The 22,473-nt window shown below is 65.3% G+C and carries 18 protein-coding genes; 2 read left to right on the forward strand and 16 right to left on the reverse strand.

Features of this window, described 5'->3' with window-relative positions; all coding sequences use genetic code 11:
* Positions 1 to 6 precede the first annotated feature (6 nt).
* The 15 genes from purF to leuC form a co-directional block, all read right to left on the reverse strand.
* Positions 7 to 1,512, reverse strand: a complete 1,506-nt coding sequence (gene purF / locus G4G71_RS20735; protein ID WP_169939803.1) for an amidophosphoribosyltransferase — start codon at positions 1,510 to 1,512, stop codon at positions 7 to 9.
* A 106-nt stretch (positions 1,513 to 1,618) separates the two neighbouring features.
* A complete protein-coding gene (locus tag G4G71_RS20740; protein WP_169939805.1) occupies positions 1,619 to 2,161 on the reverse strand; it encodes a CvpA family protein in 543 nt (180 codons plus the stop codon).
* Positions 2,162 to 2,265: 104 nt separating this feature from the next.
* Positions 2,266 to 2,934: an SPOR domain-containing protein gene (locus G4G71_RS20745; RefSeq protein ID WP_169939807.1), complete on the reverse strand. Its 669-nt coding sequence runs from the start codon at positions 2,932 to 2,934 to the stop codon at positions 2,266 to 2,268.
* 22 nt (positions 2,935 to 2,956) lie between these two features.
* Positions 2,957 to 4,237, reverse strand: coding sequence for a bifunctional tetrahydrofolate synthase/dihydrofolate synthase (folC, locus tag G4G71_RS20750; protein ID WP_169939810.1), 1,281 nt, complete (start codon positions 4,235 to 4,237; stop codon positions 2,957 to 2,959).
* Positions 4,234 to 5,109, reverse strand: coding sequence for an acetyl-CoA carboxylase, carboxyltransferase subunit beta (gene accD, locus G4G71_RS20755; RefSeq protein WP_054909172.1), 876 nt, complete (start codon positions 5,107 to 5,109; stop codon positions 4,234 to 4,236). The genes folC and accD overlap by 4 nt, the downstream gene beginning before the upstream one ends.
* A gap of 239 nt (positions 5,110 to 5,348) precedes the next feature.
* On the reverse strand, positions 5,349 to 5,972 hold the full coding sequence (locus tag G4G71_RS20760; RefSeq protein WP_169939812.1) for a phosphoribosylanthranilate isomerase: 624 nt from the start codon (positions 5,970 to 5,972) through the stop codon (positions 5,349 to 5,351).
* 57 nt (positions 5,973 to 6,029) lie between these two features.
* Positions 6,030 to 6,887: a tRNA pseudouridine(38-40) synthase TruA gene (gene truA, locus G4G71_RS20765; RefSeq protein ID WP_169939814.1), complete on the reverse strand. Its 858-nt coding sequence runs from the start codon at positions 6,885 to 6,887 to the stop codon at positions 6,030 to 6,032.
* Between the two features lie 19 nt (positions 6,888 to 6,906).
* On the reverse strand, positions 6,907 to 9,789 hold the full coding sequence (locus G4G71_RS20770; RefSeq protein WP_169939816.1) for a motility hub landmark protein FimV: 2,883 nt from the start codon (positions 9,787 to 9,789) through the stop codon (positions 6,907 to 6,909).
* A 167-nt stretch (positions 9,790 to 9,956) separates the two neighbouring features.
* Complete coding sequence (locus tag G4G71_RS20775) at positions 9,957 to 10,967, reverse strand: aspartate-semialdehyde dehydrogenase (RefSeq protein WP_169939818.1); 1,011 nt, start codon at positions 10,965 to 10,967, stop codon at positions 9,957 to 9,959.
* 94 nt (positions 10,968 to 11,061) lie between these two features.
* Complete coding sequence (locus G4G71_RS20780) at positions 11,062 to 12,231, reverse strand: type IV pilus assembly protein FimV (RefSeq protein WP_240964822.1); 1,170 nt, start codon at positions 12,229 to 12,231, stop codon at positions 11,062 to 11,064.
* Positions 12,232 to 12,506: 275 nt separating this feature from the next.
* Positions 12,507 to 13,619 (reverse strand): aspartate-semialdehyde dehydrogenase, encoded by a 1,113-nt coding sequence (gene asd / locus G4G71_RS20785; RefSeq protein ID WP_169939820.1) that lies wholly within the window; start codon positions 13,617 to 13,619, stop codon positions 12,507 to 12,509.
* Positions 13,620 to 13,699: 80 nt separating this feature from the next.
* Entirely contained in the window at positions 13,700 to 14,782 is a 1,083-nt protein-coding gene (leuB, locus tag G4G71_RS20790) for a 3-isopropylmalate dehydrogenase (protein ID WP_024766915.1), read from the reverse strand.
* Positions 14,783 to 14,869: 87 nt separating this feature from the next.
* Positions 14,870 to 15,634, reverse strand: coding sequence for a class I SAM-dependent methyltransferase (locus G4G71_RS20795; protein WP_169939822.1), 765 nt, complete (start codon positions 15,632 to 15,634; stop codon positions 14,870 to 14,872).
* A 35-nt stretch (positions 15,635 to 15,669) separates the two neighbouring features.
* Positions 15,670 to 16,314 carry a 3-isopropylmalate dehydratase small subunit gene (leuD, locus tag G4G71_RS20800; protein ID WP_169939824.1) on the reverse strand — a complete coding sequence of 215 codons (645 nt, stop codon included), beginning with the start codon at positions 16,312 to 16,314 and terminating at the stop codon, positions 15,670 to 15,672.
* Between the two features lie 11 nt (positions 16,315 to 16,325).
* Complete coding sequence (gene leuC, locus G4G71_RS20805) at positions 16,326 to 17,753, reverse strand: 3-isopropylmalate dehydratase large subunit (RefSeq protein WP_169939825.1); 1,428 nt, start codon at positions 17,751 to 17,753, stop codon at positions 16,326 to 16,328.
* 166 nt (positions 17,754 to 17,919) lie between these two features.
* On the opposite strand from leuC, the gene G4G71_RS20810 reads away from it, so the two are divergent.
* Complete coding sequence (locus tag G4G71_RS20810) at positions 17,920 to 18,813, forward strand: LysR family transcriptional regulator (protein WP_024766911.1); 894 nt, start codon at positions 17,920 to 17,922, stop codon at positions 18,811 to 18,813.
* Between the two features lie 112 nt (positions 18,814 to 18,925).
* Entirely contained in the window at positions 18,926 to 21,799 is a 2,874-nt protein-coding gene (locus G4G71_RS20815; protein ID WP_169939826.1) for a sensor domain-containing protein, read from the forward strand.
* 6 nt (positions 21,800 to 21,805) lie between these two features.
* On the opposite strand, the gene G4G71_RS20820 is transcribed toward G4G71_RS20815, so the two are convergent.
* On the reverse strand, positions 21,806 to 22,429 hold the full coding sequence (locus G4G71_RS20820; protein WP_169939827.1) for a helix-turn-helix domain-containing protein: 624 nt from the start codon (positions 22,427 to 22,429) through the stop codon (positions 21,806 to 21,808).
* Positions 22,430 to 22,473: the final 44 nt, after the last annotated feature.

Consider the following 22,473-nt stretch of genomic DNA (forward strand, 5'->3'; position numbering starts at 1 on the left):
CTCTCCTTAGTCGTTATAGAGATCGATGATGGCGCTGACGGCCGCGACCTTGGTCTTGGTCACGTCGTTGCGCGCCTGCTCGATCTTGTTCAGATAGGCTTCGTCGACGTCGCCAGTGACGTATTCACCGTTGAACACGGCGCAGTCGAAGTGCTCGATCTTGATCTTGCCGCCCTCGGTCGACTCGATCAGGTCCGGCAGGTCCTGATACACCAGCCAATCGGCGCCGATCAGCTCGCCGACTTCCTCGGTGCTGCGGTTGTGCGCGATCAGTTCGTGAGCGCTCGGCATGTCGATGCCGTAGACGTTGGGGTAGCGTACGGCGGGAGCGGCGGAGCAGAAGTAGACGTTCTTCGCGCCGGCCTCGCGGGCCATCTGGATGATCTGCTTGCAGGTGGTGCCGCGCACGATGGAGTCGTCCACCAGCATCACGTTCTTGCCGCGGAATTCCAGCTCGATGGCGTTGAGCTTCTGGCGTACCGATTTCTTGCGCGCGGCCTGGCCGGGCATGATGAAGGTACGGCCGATGTAGCGGTTCTTCACGAAGCCTTCGCGGAACTTCACGCCCAGGCGGTTGGCCAACTCCAGCGCGGCGGTGCGGCTGGTGTCCGGGATCGGGATGACCACGTCGATATCGTGGTCCGGACGCTCGCGGAGGATCTTGTCGGCCAGCTTCTCGCCCATGCGCAGGCGCGCCTTGTAGACCGAGATGCCGTCGATGATGGAGTCCGGACGCGCCAGGTAGACGTGCTCGAAGATGCACGGCGAGTACTGCGGGTTGGCCGCGCACTGGCGGGTATAGAGCTTGCCTTCCTCGGTGATGTACACCGCTTCGCCCGGCGCGAGATCGCGGATCAGGGTGAAGCCGAGGACATCCAGCGCCACGCTTTCCGACGCAATCATGTATTCCACGCCGTTTTCGGTGTGGCGCTGGCCGAAGACGATCGGGCGGATGGCATGGGGATCGCGGAAACCGACGATGCCGTGGCCGGTAATCATCGCCACTACGGCATAGCCGCCGACACAACGGGCATGCACGCCGGCAACGGCAGCGAAGACGTCTTCCTCGGTTGGCTGCAGCTTGTTGCGTACCGCCAGCTCATGGGCGAACACGTTGAGCAGCACTTCCGAGTCGGAGTTGGTGTTCACGTGGCGCAGGTCGGATTCGTAGATTTCCTTGGCCAACTGCTCGACGTTGGTCAGGTTGCCGTTGTGCGCCAGGGTGATGCCGTACGGCGAGTTGACGTAGAACGGCTGGGCCTCGGCGGAACTGGAGCTCCCCGCGGTGGGGTAGCGCACGTGGCCGATGCCGATCTTGCCGACCAGGCGCTGCATGTGGCGCTGCTGGAAGACGTCACGGACCAGGCCGTTGTCCTTGCGCAGGTACAGACGGTCGTCCTGACAGGTGACGATCCCCGCAGCGTCCTGGCCACGATGCTGGAGAACGGTGAGGGCGTCATACAGCGCCTGATTGACGTTCGACTTGCCCACGATACCGACGATGCCACACATGCGACGCAACCCCTAGTTGGTGTTCAGGCTAAAACAATTCCGTATTCGGCAGTATCCACCGGACCTGCCATGGCGGCGACGGCTACCCGTCGCCTCTGCCCGCCCGTCATTGGGCCGGCAGCAAAGACCCCACTCCGGACGGCGGAGTGATGGTCACGCCGGACATCCACTGCCCGGCGAAAGTCAGGATGAAGTTCTTCGACCAGTCGGCGACCATCAGGAAATGCGGCATCAGCACCGATTGCTGCCACCACGGGTCCTGTTGCACCGGCGCAAGACTCAGCAGGCCGACGACCAGAACAACCAGCAGGACGCCACGGGCGCCACCGAAGACCATGCCCAGCACACGGTCGGTGCCGGACATGCCGGTCACCCGCACCAGCTCGCTGATGAGAAAATTGACGAGTGCGCCCAGCAACAGCGTGACGACGAAAAGAAGAGCGCAAGCAGCGATGACGCGCCCCGAGGGCAGCTGAATATAGGGTGCGAGATGCTCGGCCAGCGCGCCGCCGAACATCCAGGCGACCGCACCGGCTACGATCCAGGTGACCAGCGACAGGGCTTCCTTGACGAAACCACGGCTCAAGCTGATCAGGCTGGAAATGACGATGATGCCGATCATCGTCCAATCGACCCAGGTAAATGCCACGTTGCGGCCCAGAAACGGAAAGGCCCCGCATTTTAGCAGAGGCCTTCGATTTAGAAGAGCCCCAGTTTGCCATGGGGCTGATTGAGAGAAGCTAACGAACCAACTCAGCCACGCTCAGGCTGGAAACGCACCACGAAGCCATTGAGCTTCTGCTGCTTGCCGAGCTGATCGCGCAGGCGGTCCGCCTCGGCACGCTCGACCACGGGACCGACGAACACCCGGTTCATACCATCGAAGCTGCGCACGTAGGCGTTATAGCCCTGGCTGCGCAGGGACTTCTGCAGTTCGTCGGCGCGGGCGCGGTTAGACAGGCTGGCCAGCTGTACCGACCAGCTCACCGGCAGGTTGTTGCTGTCCAGGCGCTGGGCCGGCTGTTGCGCCGGCGCGGCCGGAGTGGCACTGGCCTGGGCAGGCTGCTGAGCGGGCGCAGCAGGTTTGGGCGCAACTGGCTGCGGAGCCGGAGCCTTCGGCTGAGCGGGCTGGGACTGCTGGACTGGCAAGCTGGCTATTGGTGCGGAAGGCGCCGGCGCAGCAGCCGTCTCGGCAGGCGGAACACCATTGTCGGCGTCTTCGGCCTGCGGCTCGGGAACCTCGGTGGGCTGCACCTCGACCGTCGGCATGGCCGGCGGCTTGGGCATTACCGGCGCCTCGACCACGACCTGGCGTACTTCATCCTCGCGGGAGAACAGCATCGGCAGGAAGATCACCGCCAGCGCCAGCAGCACCAGCGCTCCGACTACCCGCTGCTTGAGCCCCTTATCGAGCAACGCCATGCAACAACTCCCCTTTGGTCTCTTATTGAGCAGCCTTGGCGAGCCACTCCAGGGCATCCGCCACGCTGTAGAACGAACCAAACACCAGAATCTCGTCATCGGTGCTTGCTGCATCGCACTGCGCTACCAGCGCCGCGGCGATATCGCCATGGCAACTGACCTGCGCCCCGCGCCCCTGCAGTGCTGCCTCCAGCTCCTGCGCCGGACGGCTGCGACCGGTGGGCAACGGTGCGACGGCCCAATCCTGCACCAAGCCGAGCACGGGTTCCAGTACGCCGTCGAGATCCTTGTCCGCCAGCAGGCCGAATACCGCGTGGCGCACGCCCTTGGGCGGCGCCGCACGCAGGCGGCTGGCCAGGTATTGCGAGGCGTGCGGATTATGCCCGACGTCGAGCAACAAGTGGCGCTCTTCGCCATGCCATTGCACGGTGCGCCGATCCAGGCGCCCGGTGACCCGGGTACGCAGCAGCGCGGCGGCCAGGGAGTCGGGCTGCCACGGCAGGTCCAGCAAGGCATAGACCTGCAGGGCCAGCGCCGCGTTCTCCATCGGCAGGTCGAGCTGCGGCAGGTTGTGCAGGCTCAGCGCTTCACCCGAAGCGGAGCGGCCACGCCAGTGCCAATCGCCCTCACCCATCGCCAGGTCGAAATCGCGACCACGAAGGACCAGCGGCGAGCCCAGCTGGCGAGCCTGCTCCAGGATCGGTGCCGGTGGCTCCAGGTCGCCACACACGGCGGGCTTGCCGGCGCGGAAGATGCCGGCCTTCTCGAAGGCCACGCTTTCGCGGGTGTCGCCCAGCCAGTCGGCATGGTCGATGCCGATGCTGGTGACCACGGCGACGTCGGAATCGATCAGGTTGACCGCATCCAGGCGGCCGCCCAGGCCAACTTCCAGGACCACGGCATCGAGGTTGGCGCGCTCGAACAGCCAGAAGGCCGCGAGAGTGCCCATCTCGAAGTAGGTCAGGGAGATTTCACCGCGCGCCGCCTCGACGGCGGCGAAGGCTTCGCACAGCGCTTCATCGCTGGCTTCGGCACCATCGATGAGCACGCGTTCGTTGTAACGCAGCAGGTGTGGCGAGCTGTACACACCGACCCGCTGGCCCTGCTCGCCGAGCATGGCGGCGAGAAAGGCGCAGGTGGAACCCTTGCCGTTGGTGCCGGTGACGGTCACCACGCGGGGCGCAGGGCGCCCCAGGCCAAGCCGGCCGGCTACTTCACGGGAGCGATCCAGCCCCATGTCGATCGCCGTGGGGTGGAGTTGTTCGAGGTAGCTGAGCCAGTCGGCAAGGGTACGTTGGGTCATCCTGCGAGTGCGGTACTTGGAGTGTGGGTGAACTTGGCGAGCACCTTGGCCAGGCGCGGACGCAGCTCGGCACGGTGAACGATCATGTCGATGGCGCCGTGCTCCAGCAGGAACTCGCTGCGCTGGAAGCCTTCGGGCAGCTTCTCGCGTACGGTCTGCTCGATCACGCGCGGGCCGGCAAAGCCGATCAGGGCACGCGGCTCGCCGACGATCACGTCGCCGAGCATCGCCAGGCTGGCGGAAACACCGCCGTAAACCGGGTCGGTCAGCACGGAGATGAACGGGATGCCCTCTTCGCGCAGGCGGGCCAGCGCAGCGGAGGTCTTGGCCATCTGCATCAGGGAGATCAGCGCTTCCTGCATGCGCGCGCCACCCGACGCGGAGAAGCAGATCATCGGGCAGCGGTTTTCCAGTGCGTAGTTGGCAGCGCGCACGAAGCGCTCCCCGACGACGGAACCCATGGAGCCACCCATGAAGGAGAACTCGAAGGCACTGACCACCACCGGCATGCCCATCAGCTTGCCGCTCATGGAGATCAGCGCGTCCTTCTCGCCGGTATCCTTCTGCGCGGCGGTCAGGCGGTCCTTGTACTTTTTGCTGTCGCGGAATTTCAGGCGGTCCACCGGCTCCAGCTCGGCGCCCAGCTCCTCGCGACCTTCCTCATCGAGGAAGATGTCGATGCGCGCACGCGCGCCGATACGCATGTGGTGATCGCATTTGGGGCAGACATCGAGGGTCTTTTCCAGCTCCGGACGGTACAGCACCGCTTCGCAGGACGGGCACTTGTGCCACAGGCCTTCCGGCACCGAGCTCTTCTTAGCCTCGGAACGCATGATGGAAGGGATCAGCTTGTCTACCAGCCAGTTGCTCATGCTTACATCTCCAGTGCAGGGGCGCGGTGCGATGGACTACGCCTGCCCCTGAGCAAATTCATCGTCGCGGTACCGACCTGAAGGCCGGAACCCCTCGCAAACAAAGGCGCCGCCCGGGGCGTCGCCATGAATACACCACTGGGTCGCCGACGGCAGCCGCCAGCGAGTCCCAACGCTGCCGTGCAGCGATTGGGTAGTGGACGGCGGCGGGCCGCTCGTCGTCACATGAAGATTCCGCGTCAAGCCACCGACCGACACTGGGCGATGAAATCGCGGATCTTCTGCGCATCCTTGATGCCCTTGCTCGCCTCCACCCCGCCGCTCACATCCACGGCGTATGGCCGTACCTGGGCGATGGCCTCGGCCACGTTGGCTACCGTCAGGCCACCTGCCAGGATCAGTGGGCGCTGAACATCCTTCGGCACCAGGGACCAGTCGAAAGCCTGCCCGGTTCCACCAGGGATGCCCTCCACGTAGGTATCGAGGAGGAAACCACTGGCCTGTGGATAGGTCGCGATCTGCGCCGCCACGTCATCACCCGGCTTCACGCGCAGGGCCTTGAGGTAACGCTTGTGCCAGCCGGAGCAGGCTTCGGGCGTTTCGTCGCCGTGGAACTGCAGGACATCCAACGGCACCGCATCGAGGATTTCCCCCAGCTCACAACGAGTGGCGTCGACGAACAGGCCGACGGTGCTGACAAAGGGCGGCAACGCGGCAACGATTGCCCTGGCCTGCTGGATGCTTACCGCGCGCGGGCTCCTGGCGTAGAACACCAGGCCGATGGCGTCGGCACCCGCCTCGGCGGCTGCCAGGGCATCCTCGACTCGGGTAATACCGCAGATTTTGATGCGAACGGCAGACAAGATGCAGCAACCTTCAGGCAAGTGATCGATCGATGGTAGCAAATGACCCAGGCAACGTCAGCCAACGACATCCGGCAAACTTGAAAGGAAATGTGGCCCCAGGTAGCGCTCGGGCAACACGAACTCTTCCGGGTATTCCACACTCACCAGGTACAGTCCGTAAGGATGCGCGGTGATGCCGCTAGCGCGCCGGTCGCGCGCAGCCAGTGCCTCGGCTGCCCACTCCACCGGGCGCTCGCCGGCGCCAATGGTCATCAGCATGCCGGCAAAATTACGCACCATGTGATGCAGGAAGGCGTTGGCGCGGACATCCAGCACGATGAGGCGCCCGTGCTCGATCACCTCCAGGTGATGCACGGTCTTGATCGCCGACTTGGCCTGACACTGCACCGCGCGGAACGAGGTGAAGTCATGGGTGCCGACCAGCGCCTTGGCCGCTTCGCGCATGAGCGAGACATCCAGCGGACGGTGGTTCCAGGTGACCTCCTCGGCCATGTGCGCCGGGCGGATCTGGTCGTTGTAGATCACATAGCGGTAGCGCCGCGCCATGGCGGTGAAGCGCGCATGGAAATGTGCCGGCATCACCTTGGCCCAGGTCACGCTGATATCGTTGGGCAGGTTGGCATTGGTGCCCATGACCCAGGCGATGAGCGAGCGCTCGGCGGTGGTATCGAAATGCACCACCTGCCCGCTCGCGTGCACCAGCGCATCGGTACGGCCTGCGCACATCAGGGAAACCGGGTGATCAGCCACCCGGGACAGAGCTTTTTCCAGCGCGCCCTGCACGGTCGGCACACCGTTTTCCTGGCGCTGCCAACCGCGATATCGCGAGCCTTTGAATTCGACGCCCAGGGCAATCCTGGAAACGCCAACGGCGGCCGATTCGGCCGCCGCTGAGGGTACTGCTTCAATCATCTATCTGGAGCCTTCCGGCTCAGGCGATACGCCCGAGCAGTTCGCGAGCTTCCTGCTGCTGGTTGTCGTTACCCTCGGTGATGACTTCATCGAGGATGTCGCGGGCGCCTTCGGTGTCGCCCATGTCGATGTAGGCACGTGCCAGGTCGAGCTTGGTGGCCGCTTCGTCGGCACCGGAGAGGAAGTCGAAATCGTCTTCGTCATCGGCATCCTCGCCCGGCAGGTCGAGGTCGCTGGCGGCGAAGCTGTCTTCGACCAGCGGCGCGGCAACGGGAGCTTGCGGCTCGTCGTTGTGCGACGACAGGCGATCCAGCTCGGCGCTGACCTCGTCCAGTTGTGCGGCGAAACTGTCGTCGGCCTTGGCCGGTGCCGGCTCGTCGTCCGCCAGGGACAGGTCGAAATCGTCCGGCAGGTCGTCGGCCTGCGGCGCCTTGCTGTCGATATCCAGGCTGAACTCCTCGGGGCTCACGCCGGACAGCGAAGCGGTGTCGTCGTCCAGGCCCAGCAGGAAGTCGTCTTCCGCCGATGCCAGGGTAGCGTGGGTGTCTTTCTCCAGATCCTTGTCCAGGTCCAGGGAGAAGTCGCCCAGATCGTCCGCCAGCGACGGAGCCTCGACCTTGGCAGCCGACTCTTCCGGCAGGTCCAGGTCGAAGGCGAAGTCGTCCTCGGCCTTGGCGCTCGGCGCCTCGGCCGGCGAACCGCCCAGGCTCAGGTCGTCATCCAGGTCGAAACTGCCGAAGGACAGATCGTCGTTCTGCTGGGCGGCCGGAGCGGCAGGCTTGTCTTCGCCCAGGTCAAGGTCGTCCAGCGCCAGGTCGAAGGCATCGTCCAGGTCGCCATGGGGCTGCGCAGCAGGCTCCGCGGCGGCAGCCGGGGAATCGATGCTGAAGTCGTCCAGGCTGAATCCGTCGAGTTCATCGTCGGAAGCCGCTGCCGCTGCGGCCAGGCCGCCACCCACTGCTGCCAGGGTTACCATGCCCGGGTAGCGGGATTTCAGTTGTTCGACCTGCGGTTCGGCGCCACCGATCTCGCGCAGCTCGTTTTCCTGACGGGCGAAGCCTTCGCGGTCACCGATCTCGGCATAGACCTCCATCAGCTTCAGGCGCAGGTCGGCACGCTGCGGCTCGTCGTAGATGGCGCCCTGCAGCAGTTCGGCAGCCTGGTTGAAGCGGCCGTAGGCGATGTAGATATCCGCCTCGCCCAGCGCATCGCTGGTCTGCGCGGCAACGCGCTCGGGCGCAGCTTGCGCCGGGGCAGCAACTTCGGCGGCCTGCGGCACGTCGAGGGTATCCAGCTCGCTGCCGGCGAGGGCCAGGTCATCGTCCAGGTGCGGCTCGTCGTCACCGGCGTAGGCAGCGAGGCTTTCCTGCTCCTTGGCCGCGCGGCGACGGGAAATGATCATCAGCAGGACCAGCAGGGCCAGCAGTGCGCTGCCGGCAATGGCACCCAACCAAATCGGATTGGCGAGGATCTCGTCGACGATGCTGGCCTGAGCCTGCTCGACCGGCGCAGCCACTGGAGCAGGCGCCGGCTTGGGCTTCTGCGCCTCCGGCGCAGGTGCAGGGGCGACCGGAGCGGGCGTCGGTGCGGGTTGCGGCTGCACTTCGGCGGCCGGGGCCGGCGGGGTGCCCGCATCGCCAGCGGGAGCCGGGGCGACCGGTTGTTCAGCGACCGCCGGAGCCGGCGGAGTGGCGGGCTGAGCAGCCGGTTCGGCGCCCGGCACCGGAGCCGGCACGACAGCGGCGCCGTTGGCGGCAGCCTTGTCGTTGCCCAATTCGTTCTGCAGCTTCGCCAGTTGCGCATCCTTCAGCGCAATCAGCTTCTGCAGCTTGTCCATCTGGCTCTGCAGGTCGGTCATGCGACTGCTCAGCTCGTCATTCTCGCGACGGGTGCTGTCCAGGCTTTCCTTGGTGACGGCCAGCTTGTCGGCGACGGCCTGACCATCCTTGCTGCCCTTGTCGCCACCCTTGGCCTTGCCGTTCTCACCGGAGAGCAGGCGCAGGCTGTCCTTGGTCTCGGCCTGGGCCGGAGCGTTACCGGCGTTGGCGCGGGGAGTGGCGTCCAGCTGGCGAGCGCCGCCGGTGGGCAGGCTGCGGCCTTCACGCCAGGCGGTGTATTGCTGTTTTACTTCAGTTTCGGCAGTCGGCTGGGTGCGCGACTTGATCTGCTCGGCGTCAGGCAGACGCAGCACCTGGCCACTCTTCAGGCGGTTGATGTTGCCGCCCAGGAAGGCGTCGGGGTTGAGGTCCTGGATCGCCAGCATGGTCTGCTGGACGGAGACACTGCCATCCGGGCGCGCACGGGCGGCGATTTCCCAGAGGGTGTCATTCTTTCCGGTGCGGTATTCGTTGCCTTCCAGGCGGCGCGACGGCGCGGGTGCCGCAGCGGGGCGCGGAGCTGCTGCAGCAGCCGGACGCGGTGCCGCAGTGGCGGACGGGCGCACCACCGGTGCGGGGACGGCCATCGGCGCGCGCGGCACGGCGGCGGCGGTCTGCGGAGAATACAGCGGCGGGTCCAGCAGCACGGTGTATTCGCGCAGCAGTCGACCATTGGGCCAGAGCACTTCCACGAGGAAGTTCAGGTAGGGTTCCTGCACCGGCCGGTCGGAGGTCACGCGAATGACACTCTTGCCGTTGGGCTTGACGATGGGGGTGAACTTCAGTCCGGTCAGGAAGTACTGACGGTCGACGCCGGCCTTGTTGAAGTCTTCCGGCGAAGCCAGCTTCGGGATCACCTCGGCCGCGGACAGGTCACGAACTTCGACCAGCTCGATTTCGGCATCCAGCGGCTGGTTCAGCGCCGAACGCAGGTGGATGTCTCCCAACCCCAGCGCATGCGCCATGCCCGAGGTCAGTGCCGAAGCAGCTGCGATTGCCTGCACCAGTTTGCGAAGCCGGACCATATAGTAATCCCTTGTTTTAATAGCTTTTTTCTGGATTAGAACAACGTCTATCGGGCGCCGCTGCCCACTACACCGGCCGTTTTCACGGCAGTGCTTCCCCTGTCAGCGACGTTCCCGGCCAGTATTGCCAAGCTAGAATACTTCTTCAAATATTCGGTAAGTATCTTTTACAGATAGTGTTTTATCAACAATTCGCCCAAGTTCACAGCATTTAGGGCTGCGCCTTTTCTCACATTATCTGACGCAATCCACAAATTCAGTTCGCACGAATCTGTCAGACCGGTCCGTAGGCGACCGACGTAAACCGTATCCTGCCCCTGCGCATCGCCGATGACAGTCGGGTAATCGTCTTCCACCAGCTCAATGCCGTCAGCCGCCTCGAGAGCTGCGCTGACGTCGGGCAGGGAAACCGGTGCCGCAGTCTTGATGGTCAGCATCAGGGCATCACCGAAGAAAACCGGGGCCACGCTGCAGGTCACGCTCAGGCCATGCTCCAGCTCGGGGAACAGCCTTGCGAGCTCCGCTGCGATGCGACGCTCCACCGCGGAATGGCCCTGCTCGTCGACACCACCCAACTGCGCGAGCATGTTGAAGGCGAACTGGCGATCCACCAGGCGCGGCTCCAGCGGGCGCGCATTGAGCAGCTCGGCAGTCTGCCGCGCCAGCTCCTGTACCCCCTCGCGCCCCAGCGCAGAGGCGGACAGGCAGGCAGCCACATTGACCTGGCGAAGCTCCAGCACGCCGCGCAGCGCGGCGAGCACCTCGGCCACCTCGGCGGCGGGCGCTGCCGGTGCCGCAATCAGGGCGGGGAGCTGCAGGGTTTCGATGGCATCGCCATTCACACAGGCCTGGGCCAGCAGTGCGGCGGCATTGTTCAGCGCGGCACCACTGAGGTCGATCACGCTGCAGCCAGCCTCGCTGGCGCGGGCGGCGCAGTCGGCGGCAGCTTCGGCGCCCACGGAGAGGAAGGCCAGGCGCACCTTGGCGAAGTCGAAGTCATCGAGCTTGCCGACCCGGATGTTGCGCCCACGGAAGCCTATCGACTTGCCGGCGGATTCACCGCTGGCCAGCAGATACAGGTTGGCGACGGGGAAGTCGCGCTCTTCCAGCAGTTCGACCAAAGCCTCGCCAACGAGTCCTGTGGCGCCAACTACGGCGATGTCGAGTGTTTCAGGCATCGGGGTCTCACAATCGGTGGGAAAAGTAGCGCAGCACTTTACTGCCCCCACCGGCGGCGAAGCAATCGAGCGCCCCGCCGCCTATCGCCGCAGCTCAGGGGCGCGGCTCGCCCCCGGCGGCCTGAGCGGTCAACCCTGCGGATGCCTGGGCGACCTCGCCTGCCGCTGCCTGGGGATTGCCCGCTGGCGAGGCGGCCTGGGCCTTGGCGCGATCCTGCTCGGCCAGTCGCGCGATCAGGCCGGCGATCTGCGAGTCCTTCAGCTCGATCAACTTGTTCAACTTCTGGGTCTGGCTTTCCAGGTCGGAAATCCGACTGCGCAGCTCCTCACCCTCGCGGCGTGCGCTGTCCAGGCCTTCCTGGGCAACGGCCAACTGCTCGGCCTCTACCTTGCCTTTATCTTTACCCGGCTGACCGGAGACCAGGCGCAGGTTGTCGCGCTCTTCGGCTTTCGCCGGCGCGCTGCCAGCTTCCGCCTTGTGGGTCGCGTCCAGCTGGCGCTCCTGCTGCACCAGTTGCGGATTGCGCTTGGCCTTCCACTGCGAATTCTGGGTTTCCACGTGGGCCACTGCCTGGGCATGGCTCTGCTCGCGAACCTGCTGTTCGCTGGGCAGACGCAGCACCTGGCCGACCTTCAGGCGATTGATGTTGCCGTCGACGAAGGCAGCGGGGTTCATCCGCTGCATCGCCGCCATGGTCTGCATGACCGAAACGCTGCCGGACGGGCGATTGCGCGAGGCGATGTCCCACAGCGCGTCGTTGCGCTGGATGCGATAGCGGTCAGCCGGCGCATTGGCCACAGAAGGCGCCAGCGGTTGCGCTTGCGGCGCGCGGACGGCAGCAACCGGCGCAATGGCCGGCGGCGTCACAGGGCTGGCTACATAGGACGGCGGGTCCAGCAGCAGCGTGAATTCGCGCACCAGGCGCCCCTGCGGCCACACGACCTGCAGGACAAAGTTCACGTACGGCTCGCGAATCGGCCTGTTCGAGCTGACATGAATGACGCCACGGCCGTTCCTGCCGATATCAGGGGTGAATTTCAGCCCGCTGGTAACCACGTTGCGGTCCACCCCGAGGCGCTCGAAGTCCTCGGCCGAGGCCAGGCTCACCACGACGTCTTCGGAGCTCATGTCAGCCGCGCCGCGCAGATCGATATTGGCCGAGAGGTTCTGCCCCAGCGCCGCCCGCGAGGAAATGTCGCCCAGCTCAAGGGCGCCCGCCATGCCCGGCAGGAAAGCCGCCGCCACCGCCGTTGCCAACCACAATCTGTGTAACCGAGCCATCCTCTCCCCCGCTGCTTGCTTGCCGTCGGCCGGCGCGAAAAGGCGCACCAGAACCTGTCCCCATGGACGGGCTGCGAGGATAGCGACTGGTTCCCGGTGGCTTTTGCGGGTGCGTCACAGAAACTGGCGCCAAAGAGCCGGCAGTGACACGGGCTGGCGTTTTTGTGCGGCGGTTCACCTACACAAGGGGAACTTCTCGTGCTCCGGAAAGCACAACGCCGGCACAGGGCCGGCGTCGTGAGGTCACGCAGAGCGGATCAACGCTCGAGCAGGATACGCAGCATGCGGCGCAGCGGCTCGGCGGCGCCCCACAGCAGCTGGTCGCCGACGGTGAAGGCACCGATGTACTGCGAGCCCATGTTGAGCTTGCGCAGACGCCCCACCGGAACGCTCAGGGTGCCGGTAACGGCCGCCGGAGTCAGTTCGCGCATGCTGATCTCGCGCTGGTTGGGGATCAGTTTCACCCAGGGATTGTGCTGGCTGATCATGCCTTCGATGTCCGCGATGGGCACATCCTTGTTCAGCTTGATGGTCAGCGCCTGGCTGTGGCAGCGCATGGCGCCGATGCGCACGCAGATGCCGTCGACCGGGATCGGGTTCTTGAAGCGACCGAGGATCTTGTTGGTTTCCGCCTGGCCTTTCCACTCTTCGCGGCTCTGGCCGTTGGGCAGTTCCTTGTCGATCCACGGGATCAGGCTGCCGGCCAGCGGAGCGCCGAAGTTCTCGGTCGGCATGGAGTCGCTGCGGATGGCCTCGGCGACCTTGCGGTCGATGTCGAGGATGGCGCTGGACGGGTTGGCCAGGTCATCGGCGACGGAGGCGTTGATGGCGCCCATCTGCTTGATCAGCTCGCGCATGTTCTGCGCGCCGGCGCCGGAGGCCGCCTGGTAGGTCATGGCGCTCATCCACTCGACCAGACCGGCTTCGAACAGGCCGCCCAGGGCCATCAGCATCAGGCTGACGGTGCAGTTGCCGCCGATGTAGTTCTTGGTGCCGGCGTCCAGCGAGTTGTCGATGACCTTGCGGTTAACCGGGTCGAGGACGATGACCGCGTCATCCTGCATGCGCAGGCTGGAAGCGGCGTCGATCCAGTAGCCCTGCCAGCCGGCTTCGCGCAGCTTGGGGAAGACTTCGCTGGTGTAGTCGCCGCCCTGGCAGGTCAGGATGACGTCGAGGGTTTTCAGTTCCTCGATGCTGTAGGCGTCCTTGAGGGGGGCAATGTCCTTGCCAATGGACGGGCCTTCGCCACCCACGTTGGAGGTGGTGAAGAACACCGGCTCGATCAGGTCGAAGTCCCGCTCTTCCAGCATCCGCTGCATGAGCACCGAACCCACCATGCCACGCCAACCGATCAGACCTACACGCTTCATCGCTACTACACCTTCAAATATTTAGAGGGCCGTCGTTCCCGCTTTCCTACGAGCGCGCGGGAACGAGCGAGCCGGACAGATTACAGATTCCGCAGAGCCGCGACTACCGCATCGCCCATTTCGCGGGTACCGACCTTGGTGCAGCCTTCGGACCAGATGTCACCGGTACGCAGGCCCTGGTCCAGGACCAGGCTCACGGCCTTCTCGATAGCGTCGGCGGCGGCGCCTTCGTTGAAGGTGTAACGCAGCATCATCGAGACCGAGAGGATGGTCGCCAGCGGGTTGGCGATGCCCTTGCCGGCGATGTCCGGCGCGGAACCGTGGCAAGGCTCGTACATGCCCTTGTTGTTCGAATCCAGCGAGGCAGAAGGCAGCATGCCGATGGAGCCGGTGAGCATGGAAGCCTCATCCGACAGGATGTCGCCGAACATGTTGTCGGTCACCATCACGTCGAACTGCTTGGGCGCACGGACCAGTTGCATCGCAGCGTTGTCGACGTACATGTGCGACAGCTCGATGTCCGGGTAGTCCTTGGCGACTTCCTCGACCACTTCGCGCCACAGCTGGCTGGAAGCCAGGACGTTGGCCTTGTCCACCGAGCACAGCTTCTTGTTGCGCACGCGGGCCATGTCGAAGCCGACGCGGGCGATACGGCGGATCTCGCTTTCGCTGTACGGCAGGGTGTCGTACGCCTGGCGCTCGCCGTTCTCCAACACGCGCTGCTCGCGCGGTTGGCCGAAGTAGATGCCGCCGGTCAGCTCGCGGACGATAAGGATGTCCAGGCCGGCGACCACTTCGGGCTTCAGGCTGGAAGCATCGGCCAGTTGCGGGTAGAGGATGGCCGGGCGCAGGTTGCCGAACAGGCCCAGTTGCGAACGGATCTTCAGCAGGCCGCGCTCGGGGCGGATGTCACGCTCGATCTTGTCCCATTTCGGGCCGCCCACGGCGCCCAGCAGGACGGCGTCAGAGTTGCGCGCACGCTCCAGGGTCTCGTCGGCCAACGGTACGCCGTGCTTGTCGATGGCGGCGCCGCCGATCACGTCTTCGGTCAGCTCGAAGCCCAGGGCGAACTTGTCGTTGGCCAGCTCCAGCACCTTGACCGCTTCGGCCATGATTTCCGGGCCGATACCGTCGCCGGGGAGAACCAGAATCTGTTTGCTCATCTCTCTGCTCACTTTATAAAAGTCGCTTGGCAAAAAACGTAACGCTCCGGGCGGCTCGCGCCACCCGGAGCGGTCAAAAAGCTGAAATCAGCGCTCGGCCCAGAGCACCAGCACGTCGGTGCTGAAAGAGCCCTCGGCGTCAATCTCGAAATACTCGCGCACCTCGTCGCCCATCGAAAGCTGCAGGGCACGAATGGCCTGGCGCATCACTTCGGGCGTACGCATGCGCTCGACCCAGGAAGTGAACTCCAGGCGCAGGCGCTGCCGCTTCTGCGCAGTCACGGCGAGCCCCGCCTCTCCCACTAAGCGCGCCCACTCCGACGGCGAGTAGTCACGCACGTGGCTGGTGTCGCGCAGGACCTCGACAGTCTGCAGATAGGTATCCAGCAGAGGCAAGCCCGGCGCCGCGACGTCGATGAAGCAGGCCACGCCGCCCGGCTTGAGCACCCGGCGCACTTCGCGCAGCGCCTGGCCGACATCCCGCCAGTGGTGCGCGGAATAGCGGCTGAAAACGAAGTCGAACTCGCCCTCTTCGAACGGCAGCTGCTCGGCGGCGCCACAGCGCGTGGAGATGTTGCCCAGGCCGCGCTCGGCGGCGGCCGAAGCCACCACGTCGAGCATCTGCTGGGACAGGTCGTAAGCCACCACCTCGCCAGCCAGCGGCGCGACGTTGAAGCTGACGTGCCCTGCCCCGCAGCCCAGGTCCAGCACACGCGCACCGGTGGTCGCCGACAGTCGCTCACGCAGCTGGGCGAATTCCTCGCCCTGTGCGTGGACGGCACTGGTCAGGTAAGCGTTGGCCTGGGCGCCGAACTGGCGCTGGACCACTTGCTCATGGCGACTCTGGGTCATGACTGTCTCCTTGGCTTGCGGTTGCTGCGGCGCCATCAGGCGTCGCGGAACAACCAGGGTTGCTGCTGTTTATAGCCACCTTCGAAACTGCGGATGGCGTCGGCGTCCTGCAGGGTCAGGCCGATGTCGTCCAGGCCGTTGAGCAGGCAATGCTTGCGGAACGCGTCCACTTCGAAGCTGTACTGCTTGCCATCCGGACGGGTCACGGTCTGCGCGGCGAGGTCGACGGTCAGCTGGTAACCCTCGGTGGATTCGCACTGGGCGAAGAGCTCGTCCACTTCTTCATCCTTCAGAATGATCGGCAGCAGGCCGTTCTTGAAGCTGTTGTTGAAGAAGATGTCGGCGAAGCTCGGCGCGATCACGGTGCGGAAGCCGTACTCATCCAGCGCCCACGGGGCGTGCTCACGGGAAGAGCCACAACCGAAGTTCTCACGGGCCAGCAGCACGCTGGCGCCCTGGAAGCGCGGGAAGTTGAGGACGAAGTCCTTGTTGATCGGACGCTTGGAGTTGTCCTGGTTCGGCTGGCCGACGTCCAGGTAGCGCCACTCGTCGAACAGGTTCGGGCCGAAGCCGGTGCGCTTGATCGACTTGAGGAATTGCTTGGGAATGATCTGGTCGGTGTCGACGTTGGCGCGGTCGAGCGGCGCAACGAGACCGGTGTGCTGGGTAAAGGCTTTCATGTTCGGTCTCCTCAGGCCTGCATCAATTCACGTACGTCGATGAAACGGCCGGTCACCGCGGCGGCGGCAGCCATTGCCGGGCTCACCAGGTGGGTACGACCACCGGCGCCCTGGCGGCCTTCGAAGTTACGGTTCGAAGTGGAAGCGCAATGCTCGCCACTTTCCAGGCGGTCCGGGTTCATCGCCAGGCACATGGAGCAGCCCGGTTCACGCCATTCGAAGCCGGCTTCGATGAAGATCTTGTCCAGGCCTTCCTGTTCGGCCTGGGCTTTCACCAGACCCGAGCCCGGTACGACCAGCGCCTGCTTCACGGTCGAAGCGACCTTGCGGCCCTTGGCCACGGCGGCGGCGGCGCGCAGGTCTTCGATGCGCGAGTTGGTGCAGGAGCCGATGAACACGCGGTCCAGCTGGATATCGGTGATCGCCTGGTTGGCGTTCAGGCCCATGTACTTGAGGGCGCGGGTGATGGAGTCGCGCTTGACCGCATCCGCCTCAGCAGCCGGGTCCGGCACGTTCTGGTCGACGGCCAGGACCATCTCGGGCGAGGTACCCCAGCTGACCTGCGGCTTGATGTCCTCGGCACGCAGCTCGACGATGGTGTCGAAGTGCGCATCGGCGTCGGAAACCAGGTCGCCCCAGGCTTCCACGGCCTTGTTCCAGTCACCACCCTGCGGCGAGAACGGACGGCCCTTCACGTACTCGATGGTCTTCTCGTCGCACGCCACCATGCCGACGCGAGCGCCCGCCTCGATGGACATGTTGCAGATGGTCATGCGGCCTTCCATGGACAGGTCGCGGATGGCGCTGCCGGCGAATTCCAGCGCGTGGCCGTTGCCGCCGGCGGTGCCAATCTTGCCGATCACTGCGAGGACGATGTCCTTGGCGGTCACGCCGAAGGGCAATTTGCCTTCCACGCGAACCTGCATGTTCTTCATCTTCTTGGCGACCAGGCACTGGGTGGCGAGCACGTGCTCCACCTCGGAGGTGCCGATGCCGTGGGCCAGCGCGCCAAAGGCGCCGTGGGTCGAGGTATGCGAGTCGCCGCAGACCACGGTCATGCCCGGCAGGGTCGCGCCCTGCTCCGGGCCGACCACGTGGACGATGCCCTGGCGGACGTCGTTCATCTTGAATTCGAGGATGCCGAAGTCATCGCAGTTCTCGTCCAGGGTCTGGACCTGGATGCGCGACACCTCGTCGGCGATGGCCTGGAGGCCGCCCTTGCGCTCGGCCTGGGTGGTCGGCACGTTGTGGTCCGGAGTCGCGATGTTCGCGTCGATACGCCACGGCTTGCGGCCGGCCAGGCGCAGGCCTTCGAAGGCCTGCGGGGAAGTCACTTCGTGAAGGATGTGGCGGTCGATGTAGATGAGCGACGAACCATCGTCACGGCGCTTCACCTCGTGCATTTCCCAGAGTTTGTCGTAGAGCGTCTTGCCGGCCATCAGAGAGTCCTCATCAGCGTCTTTCTATGCCCCTAGGGCTTGTGGGGATGATGCTATGGCTTGTAATCAAATAACTCAAATTCATATTTTTTATCCAAAGGATTCCCACGAGGAATACGGTGCGTTATAAAAGTCGGGCGCCGCATCCAGAGCGCAGGGAGTCGACATGGACCTGACCAGCCTCAACACCTTCCTCGCCATCGCCGAGTCGGGCAGCTTCTCCGAAGCCGGCGAGCGCCTTCACCTGACGCAGCCAGCCATCAGCAAGCGCATCGCGGCCCTGGAGAACCAGTTGGGGGTGCGCCTGTTCGACCGCGTCGGCCGTGAAGTTACGCTCACCGAGTCCGGCCGCGCCCTGCTGCCACGCGCCTACCAGATCCTCAATGTGCTCGACGATACCCGCCGCGCCCTGACCAATCTCAACGGCGAAGTAAGCGGCCGACTGGTCCTGGCCACCAGCCACCACATCGGCCTACATCGCCTGCCGCCGCTGCTGCGCGCCTTCACCAAGGCCCATCCGCAGGTGGCGCTGGATATCCAGTTCTGCGACTCGGAAGTGGCCTACGAGGAGATTCTCCATGGCCGCGCCGAACTGGCCGTGATCACCCTGGCGCCGGAAACCGCCGAGCCGGTGCGCGCCGTGCCGGTCTGGGACGACCCGCTGGACTTCGTCGCCGCCCCCGAGCACCCGCTGTCGGTGCAGGGCCCGGTATTCCTCGCCGACGTGGCGCGGCACCCGGCGGTATTCCCCGGCGGCAACACCTTCACCCACCACATCGTGCGGCGCATGTTCGAAGCCGAGGGCCTGACGCCGAACATCGGCATGAGCACCAACTACATGGAGACCATCAAGATGATGGTCTCCATCGGCCTGGCCTGGAGCGTACTGCCACGTACGATGCTGGATGACAGCGTCGTACGACTGCCGCTGCAGGACATCCAGCTCAGCCGCCAGCTCGGCTATATCCTGCATACCGAGCGCACCCTGTCCAACGCCGCGCGGGCCTTCATGCGCCTGCTCGACGCCCAGGCGGCGGGGCTTGCACCTGTCGCGGCCTAACCTCTATTGTTCTGACAGAATTAGAAGAAGGGGCCCGAATGCCCGTCCGCACGCCACCATGCGTTAGCCGGCCCCACTTGGCCGGTACCGCCAGTTGCCGGGGAAGCGCCGCATGAGCCGCGCTCCGCGCACGCCCCCGTTCGCTACCAATGGCCAGGACCAGTTCGCCAAAGCCTTTCACACCGCGCCCGACGCCATGGTCATCACCGACCGGGACAGCGGAAAACTCCTCGAACTCAACGCCAGTTTCGTCGACCACTTCGGCTGGAGCCGTGAAGAAGCGCTCGGCCGCACCTCGGTGCAGCTCGGCCTGTGGCGCAGCCTCGACGAGCGCCAGCGGATGCTCGACAGGATCGCCGCCGAGCAACAGCTCGACGGCTTCGAAGTCACCCTGCTGACCCGTACCGGCGAAGTCCGCAGTGCCCGCGTCTATGGCTGCCAGATCGAGCTGGACGAGCATCCCTGCCTGGTCCTGACCGTACGCGACATCACCCGCGTGCGTGCCCAGGAGCAGGCCCTGCGCGACAGCCAGGAGCGCCTCGACCTGGCGCTGGACTCCGCACAACTGGGGATCTGGGACTGGCATATCCCCAGCGGCCTGCTCTACGGCTCCGCCCGCGCCGCTGTTCTGCACGAATTGCCTGACCGGGATTTCCACGGGCCCTTCGGCGAATTCTTCGCCTGCGTCGACAAGACCGACCGCGCGCGCATGCGCCAGGCCTACGCCCGCCTCGCGCGCGGCCCGGAGAACGACTACCAGTTCACGTACCGCGCCCAGCTCGACTCCGGCGAAGTTCGCTACCTGGAGAGCCGCGCCCGCCTCTACCGCAATGCCAGCGGCAAGCCGCTACGCATGGCCGGCACCCTGCTCGACATCACCGAGCGGGTGCTCCGCGAGCGCAGCCTGCAAGCCTCGGAAGAGAAGTTCGCCAGTCTGTTCCAGGGCAGCCCGGACCCGATCTGCGTGTCCAGGGTGCGCGACGGCGAATTCGTGGAAGTGAACCCCAGCTTCTGCAGCACTTTCGGCTGGCTCGCCGAGGACATCATCGGCCGCTCGTCCCACCAGGTTGCCTTCTGGGCCGATCATCACCAGCGCTCGCGCCTGTTCGAGCAACTGATGCGCGACCACGCGCTGCAGAACGTCGAAGTGCAGTTCCTCACCCGCGAAGGCCAGACCATCACCTGCATGGTCGCCAGCCGGCTGATCTGGGTCGACCGCCAGCTGTGCATCCTCTCCAGCTTCCGCGACGTCACCCGGCGGCTGCAGGCCGAGGCCGCGCTCAAGGCCAGCCAGGAGAAGTTCGCCAAGGCGTTCCACTCCAGCCCCGACGCCATTACCATCACCGAACGCGAGACAGGCCGCTACATCGAGGTCAATGAAGGCTTCCACCGCCTCACCGGCTACCGCACCGACGAGGTGATCGGGCAGACCGCCCTGGGTATCAATATCTGGGCCGACCCGGACGAGCGCCTGAACATGATCGCCGCGCTCAACCGCGACGGCTTCGTCCACCACCTGGAAATGCGTGGCCGCCACCGTGACGGCACGATCAAGACGGTCGACGTGTCGGTGGAGCCGATCGAACTGGGCGGCGTGAACTGCCTGCTGCTCACCGCCCGCGACACCAGCGAGCTTCGCGAGGCCGAGGCGCGCATCCAGCACCTCGCCTACCACGACGCCCTGACCGACCTGCCCAACCGCGCCCTGCTGATGGATCGCCTCAAGCAGCAGATCGCCCTGCTGCAGCGCCACAGCCTGCGCGGCGCGCTGCTGTTCCTCGACCTCGACCACTTCAAGCACATCAACGATTCCCTCGGCCACTCCGTCGGCGACTCCATCCTGCAGATGGTCACTGCGCGCCTGGAAGCCAGCGTGCGCCAGGAGGACACCGTGGCCCGCCTGGGCGGCGACGAGTTCGTGGTGCTGATCACCGGTATCGAAGGCAGTCGCCTGGAAACGTCCCAGCAGGTGCGCCAACTGGCGGAAAAACTGCGCGACCTGCTGGCCGAACCGATGCTGCTCGACGGCCACCGCCTGCAGATCACCCCGAGCATCGGCATCGCGTTGATCCCCGACGACGGCGCGACCCCGGACGACCTGCTCAAGCGCGCCGACATCGCCATGTACCGAGCCAAGGACGCCGGCCGCAATACCGTGCAGCTGTTCCACGAGTCCATGCAGCAGGCGGCCAGCGAGCGCCTGCGCCTGGAAAACGGCCTGCGCATGGCCCTCGCCCGGCGTGAATTCAACCTGCACTACCAGCCGCAGGTGGACACCCGCGATTCACGCATCGTCGGCGCCGAAGCGTTGCTGCGCTGGCGTCACCCGACTCTCGGCCCACAATCGCCGGCCAGTTTCATCCGCGTACTGGAGGACAGCGGGCTGATCGTCGAGGTCGGCCAGTGGGTCATCGAGGAAGCCTGCCGTACCGGCGCACAGCTGCTCGCCGAGGGTCGCATCGACATCGAGAATTTCAGCCTGAGCGTGAACATCAGCCCGCGGCAGTTCCGCCAGAGCGATTTCGTCGAGCGCCTGCTGGCGCTGCTGCACAAGACCAGGCTGCCGCCCAGCCTGCTCAAGCTGGAGATCACCGAGAGCATCGTGATCCAGCAACTGGACGACACCATCGCGCGCATGGAGCGCCTGCGCGAGGCCGGCGTGCGATTTGCCATGGATGACTTCGGCACCGGCTACTCATCGCTCACCTACCTCAAGCGCCTGCCGGTGGACAGCCTGAAGATCGACCAGAGCTTCGTGCGCGACGCGCCCAACGACAGCAACGATGCGGAAATCGTCCGCGCCATCATCGCCATGGGCCACAGCCTCGGCCTGGAACTGGTGGCCGAAGGGGTGGAAACCCCGGAGCAGCTGGCGCTGCTGGCCGAGCAGGGTTGCCACCTGTACCAGGGCTACCTGTTCAGCCGCCCGGTACCGCTGGAGGAGTTCATCGCGCTGCTGCCCGGTCGCGAGCAACAGGCGACCTGAAGCCCGCTACTCGGCGGGCCGCGACTCCGACATCACCACCATCACCTGCGCCTCGTCGGCCTCACCATCGTTGAGATAGAGATGGCCGATGCTGCTGTCGAAATAGGCCGTCTCGCGCAGGCCGATGCTCACCGACTCGCCCGTCTCGAACTGGATCCGCACGCGGCCGGCCACCACCATGGCGAACTCCTGACCGGGATGGCGAACGTAGTCGTCGAACTCGCCGACCTCGCGGGCAAAGATGCGCGCGTACAGCGGCGTCATATTGCGCTGTGGGAAATCGCCGGCAATCGGGTAGTACTCGTAGCCCCCAGTGTCGTAGCCGGCAGCATCGTCGACGCGAGTCTTCACGAAAGTCTTAAGACCTGCCAGGACGCCGACGGGCGGCAGCGGGCGGAACAACTGAGCGATATCCACCTGCAGCGCGCGGGCGGCGGCGGCCAGCTTGTCGTAGCTCACCGCGACCTGCGCCAGCTCCATCTTCGACAAGGTGGAAACCGCTACGCCAGACAGGTCGGAGAGCTGTTTCAGGGTCAGCTTCTGCTGCTTGCGAACCGCCCGCAGGCGCGCTCCGACTTCATCTCGATCCAGCTGCTGGGGTTTGGGTAGTGCTTGGGCGGTTTCGCTCATGGGACTTCTCGTGAGGGGGCCGACGAAAGTTTACCGGGCCTTGC

The organism is Pseudomonas multiresinivorans, from assembly GCF_012971725.1.
GTDB classification, from domain to species: domain Bacteria; phylum Pseudomonadota; class Gammaproteobacteria; order Pseudomonadales; family Pseudomonadaceae; genus Pseudomonas; species Pseudomonas multiresinivorans.

Coding starts and splice junctions, on each gene's coding strand:
- asd (WP_169939820.1), bottom strand. CDS start 13,619: ATGAAGCGTGTAGGTCTGATCGGTTGGCGTGGCATGGTGGGTTCGGTG.
- leuC (WP_169939825.1), bottom strand. CDS start 17,753: ATGGCCGGCAAGACGCTCTACGACAAACTCTGGGAAATGCACGAGGTG.
- G4G71_RS20745 (WP_169939807.1), bottom strand. CDS start 2,934: ATGGCGTTGCTCGATAAGGGGCTCAAGCAGCGGGTAGTCGGAGCGCTG.
- G4G71_RS20775 (WP_169939818.1), bottom strand. CDS start 10,967: ATGCCTGAAACACTCGACATCGCCGTAGTTGGCGCCACAGGACTCGTT.
- G4G71_RS20815 (WP_169939826.1), top strand. CDS start 18,926: ATGAGCCGCGCTCCGCGCACGCCCCCGTTCGCTACCAATGGCCAGGAC.
- leuB (WP_024766915.1), bottom strand. CDS start 14,782: ATGAGCAAACAGATTCTGGTTCTCCCCGGCGACGGTATCGGCCCGGAA.
- G4G71_RS20820 (WP_169939827.1), bottom strand. CDS start 22,429: ATGAGCGAAACCGCCCAAGCACTACCCAAACCCCAGCAGCTGGATCGA.
- G4G71_RS20795 (WP_169939822.1), bottom strand. CDS start 15,634: ATGACCCAGAGTCGCCATGAGCAAGTGGTCCAGCGCCAGTTCGGCGCC.
- folC (WP_169939810.1), bottom strand. CDS start 4,237: ATGACCCAACGTACCCTTGCCGACTGGCTCAGCTACCTCGAACAACTC.
- purF (WP_169939803.1), bottom strand. CDS start 1,512: ATGTGTGGCATCGTCGGTATCGTGGGCAAGTCGAACGTCAATCAGGCG.
- G4G71_RS20810 (WP_024766911.1), top strand. CDS start 17,920: ATGGACCTGACCAGCCTCAACACCTTCCTCGCCATCGCCGAGTCGGGC.
- accD (WP_054909172.1), bottom strand. CDS start 5,109: ATGAGCAACTGGCTGGTAGACAAGCTGATCCCTTCCATCATGCGTTCC.
- truA (WP_169939814.1), bottom strand. CDS start 6,887: ATGATTGAAGCAGTACCCTCAGCGGCGGCCGAATCGGCCGCCGTTGGC.
- leuD (WP_169939824.1), bottom strand. CDS start 16,314: ATGAAAGCCTTTACCCAGCACACCGGTCTCGTTGCGCCGCTCGACCGC.
- G4G71_RS20770 (WP_169939816.1), bottom strand. CDS start 9,789: ATGGTCCGGCTTCGCAAACTGGTGCAGGCAATCGCAGCTGCTTCGGCA.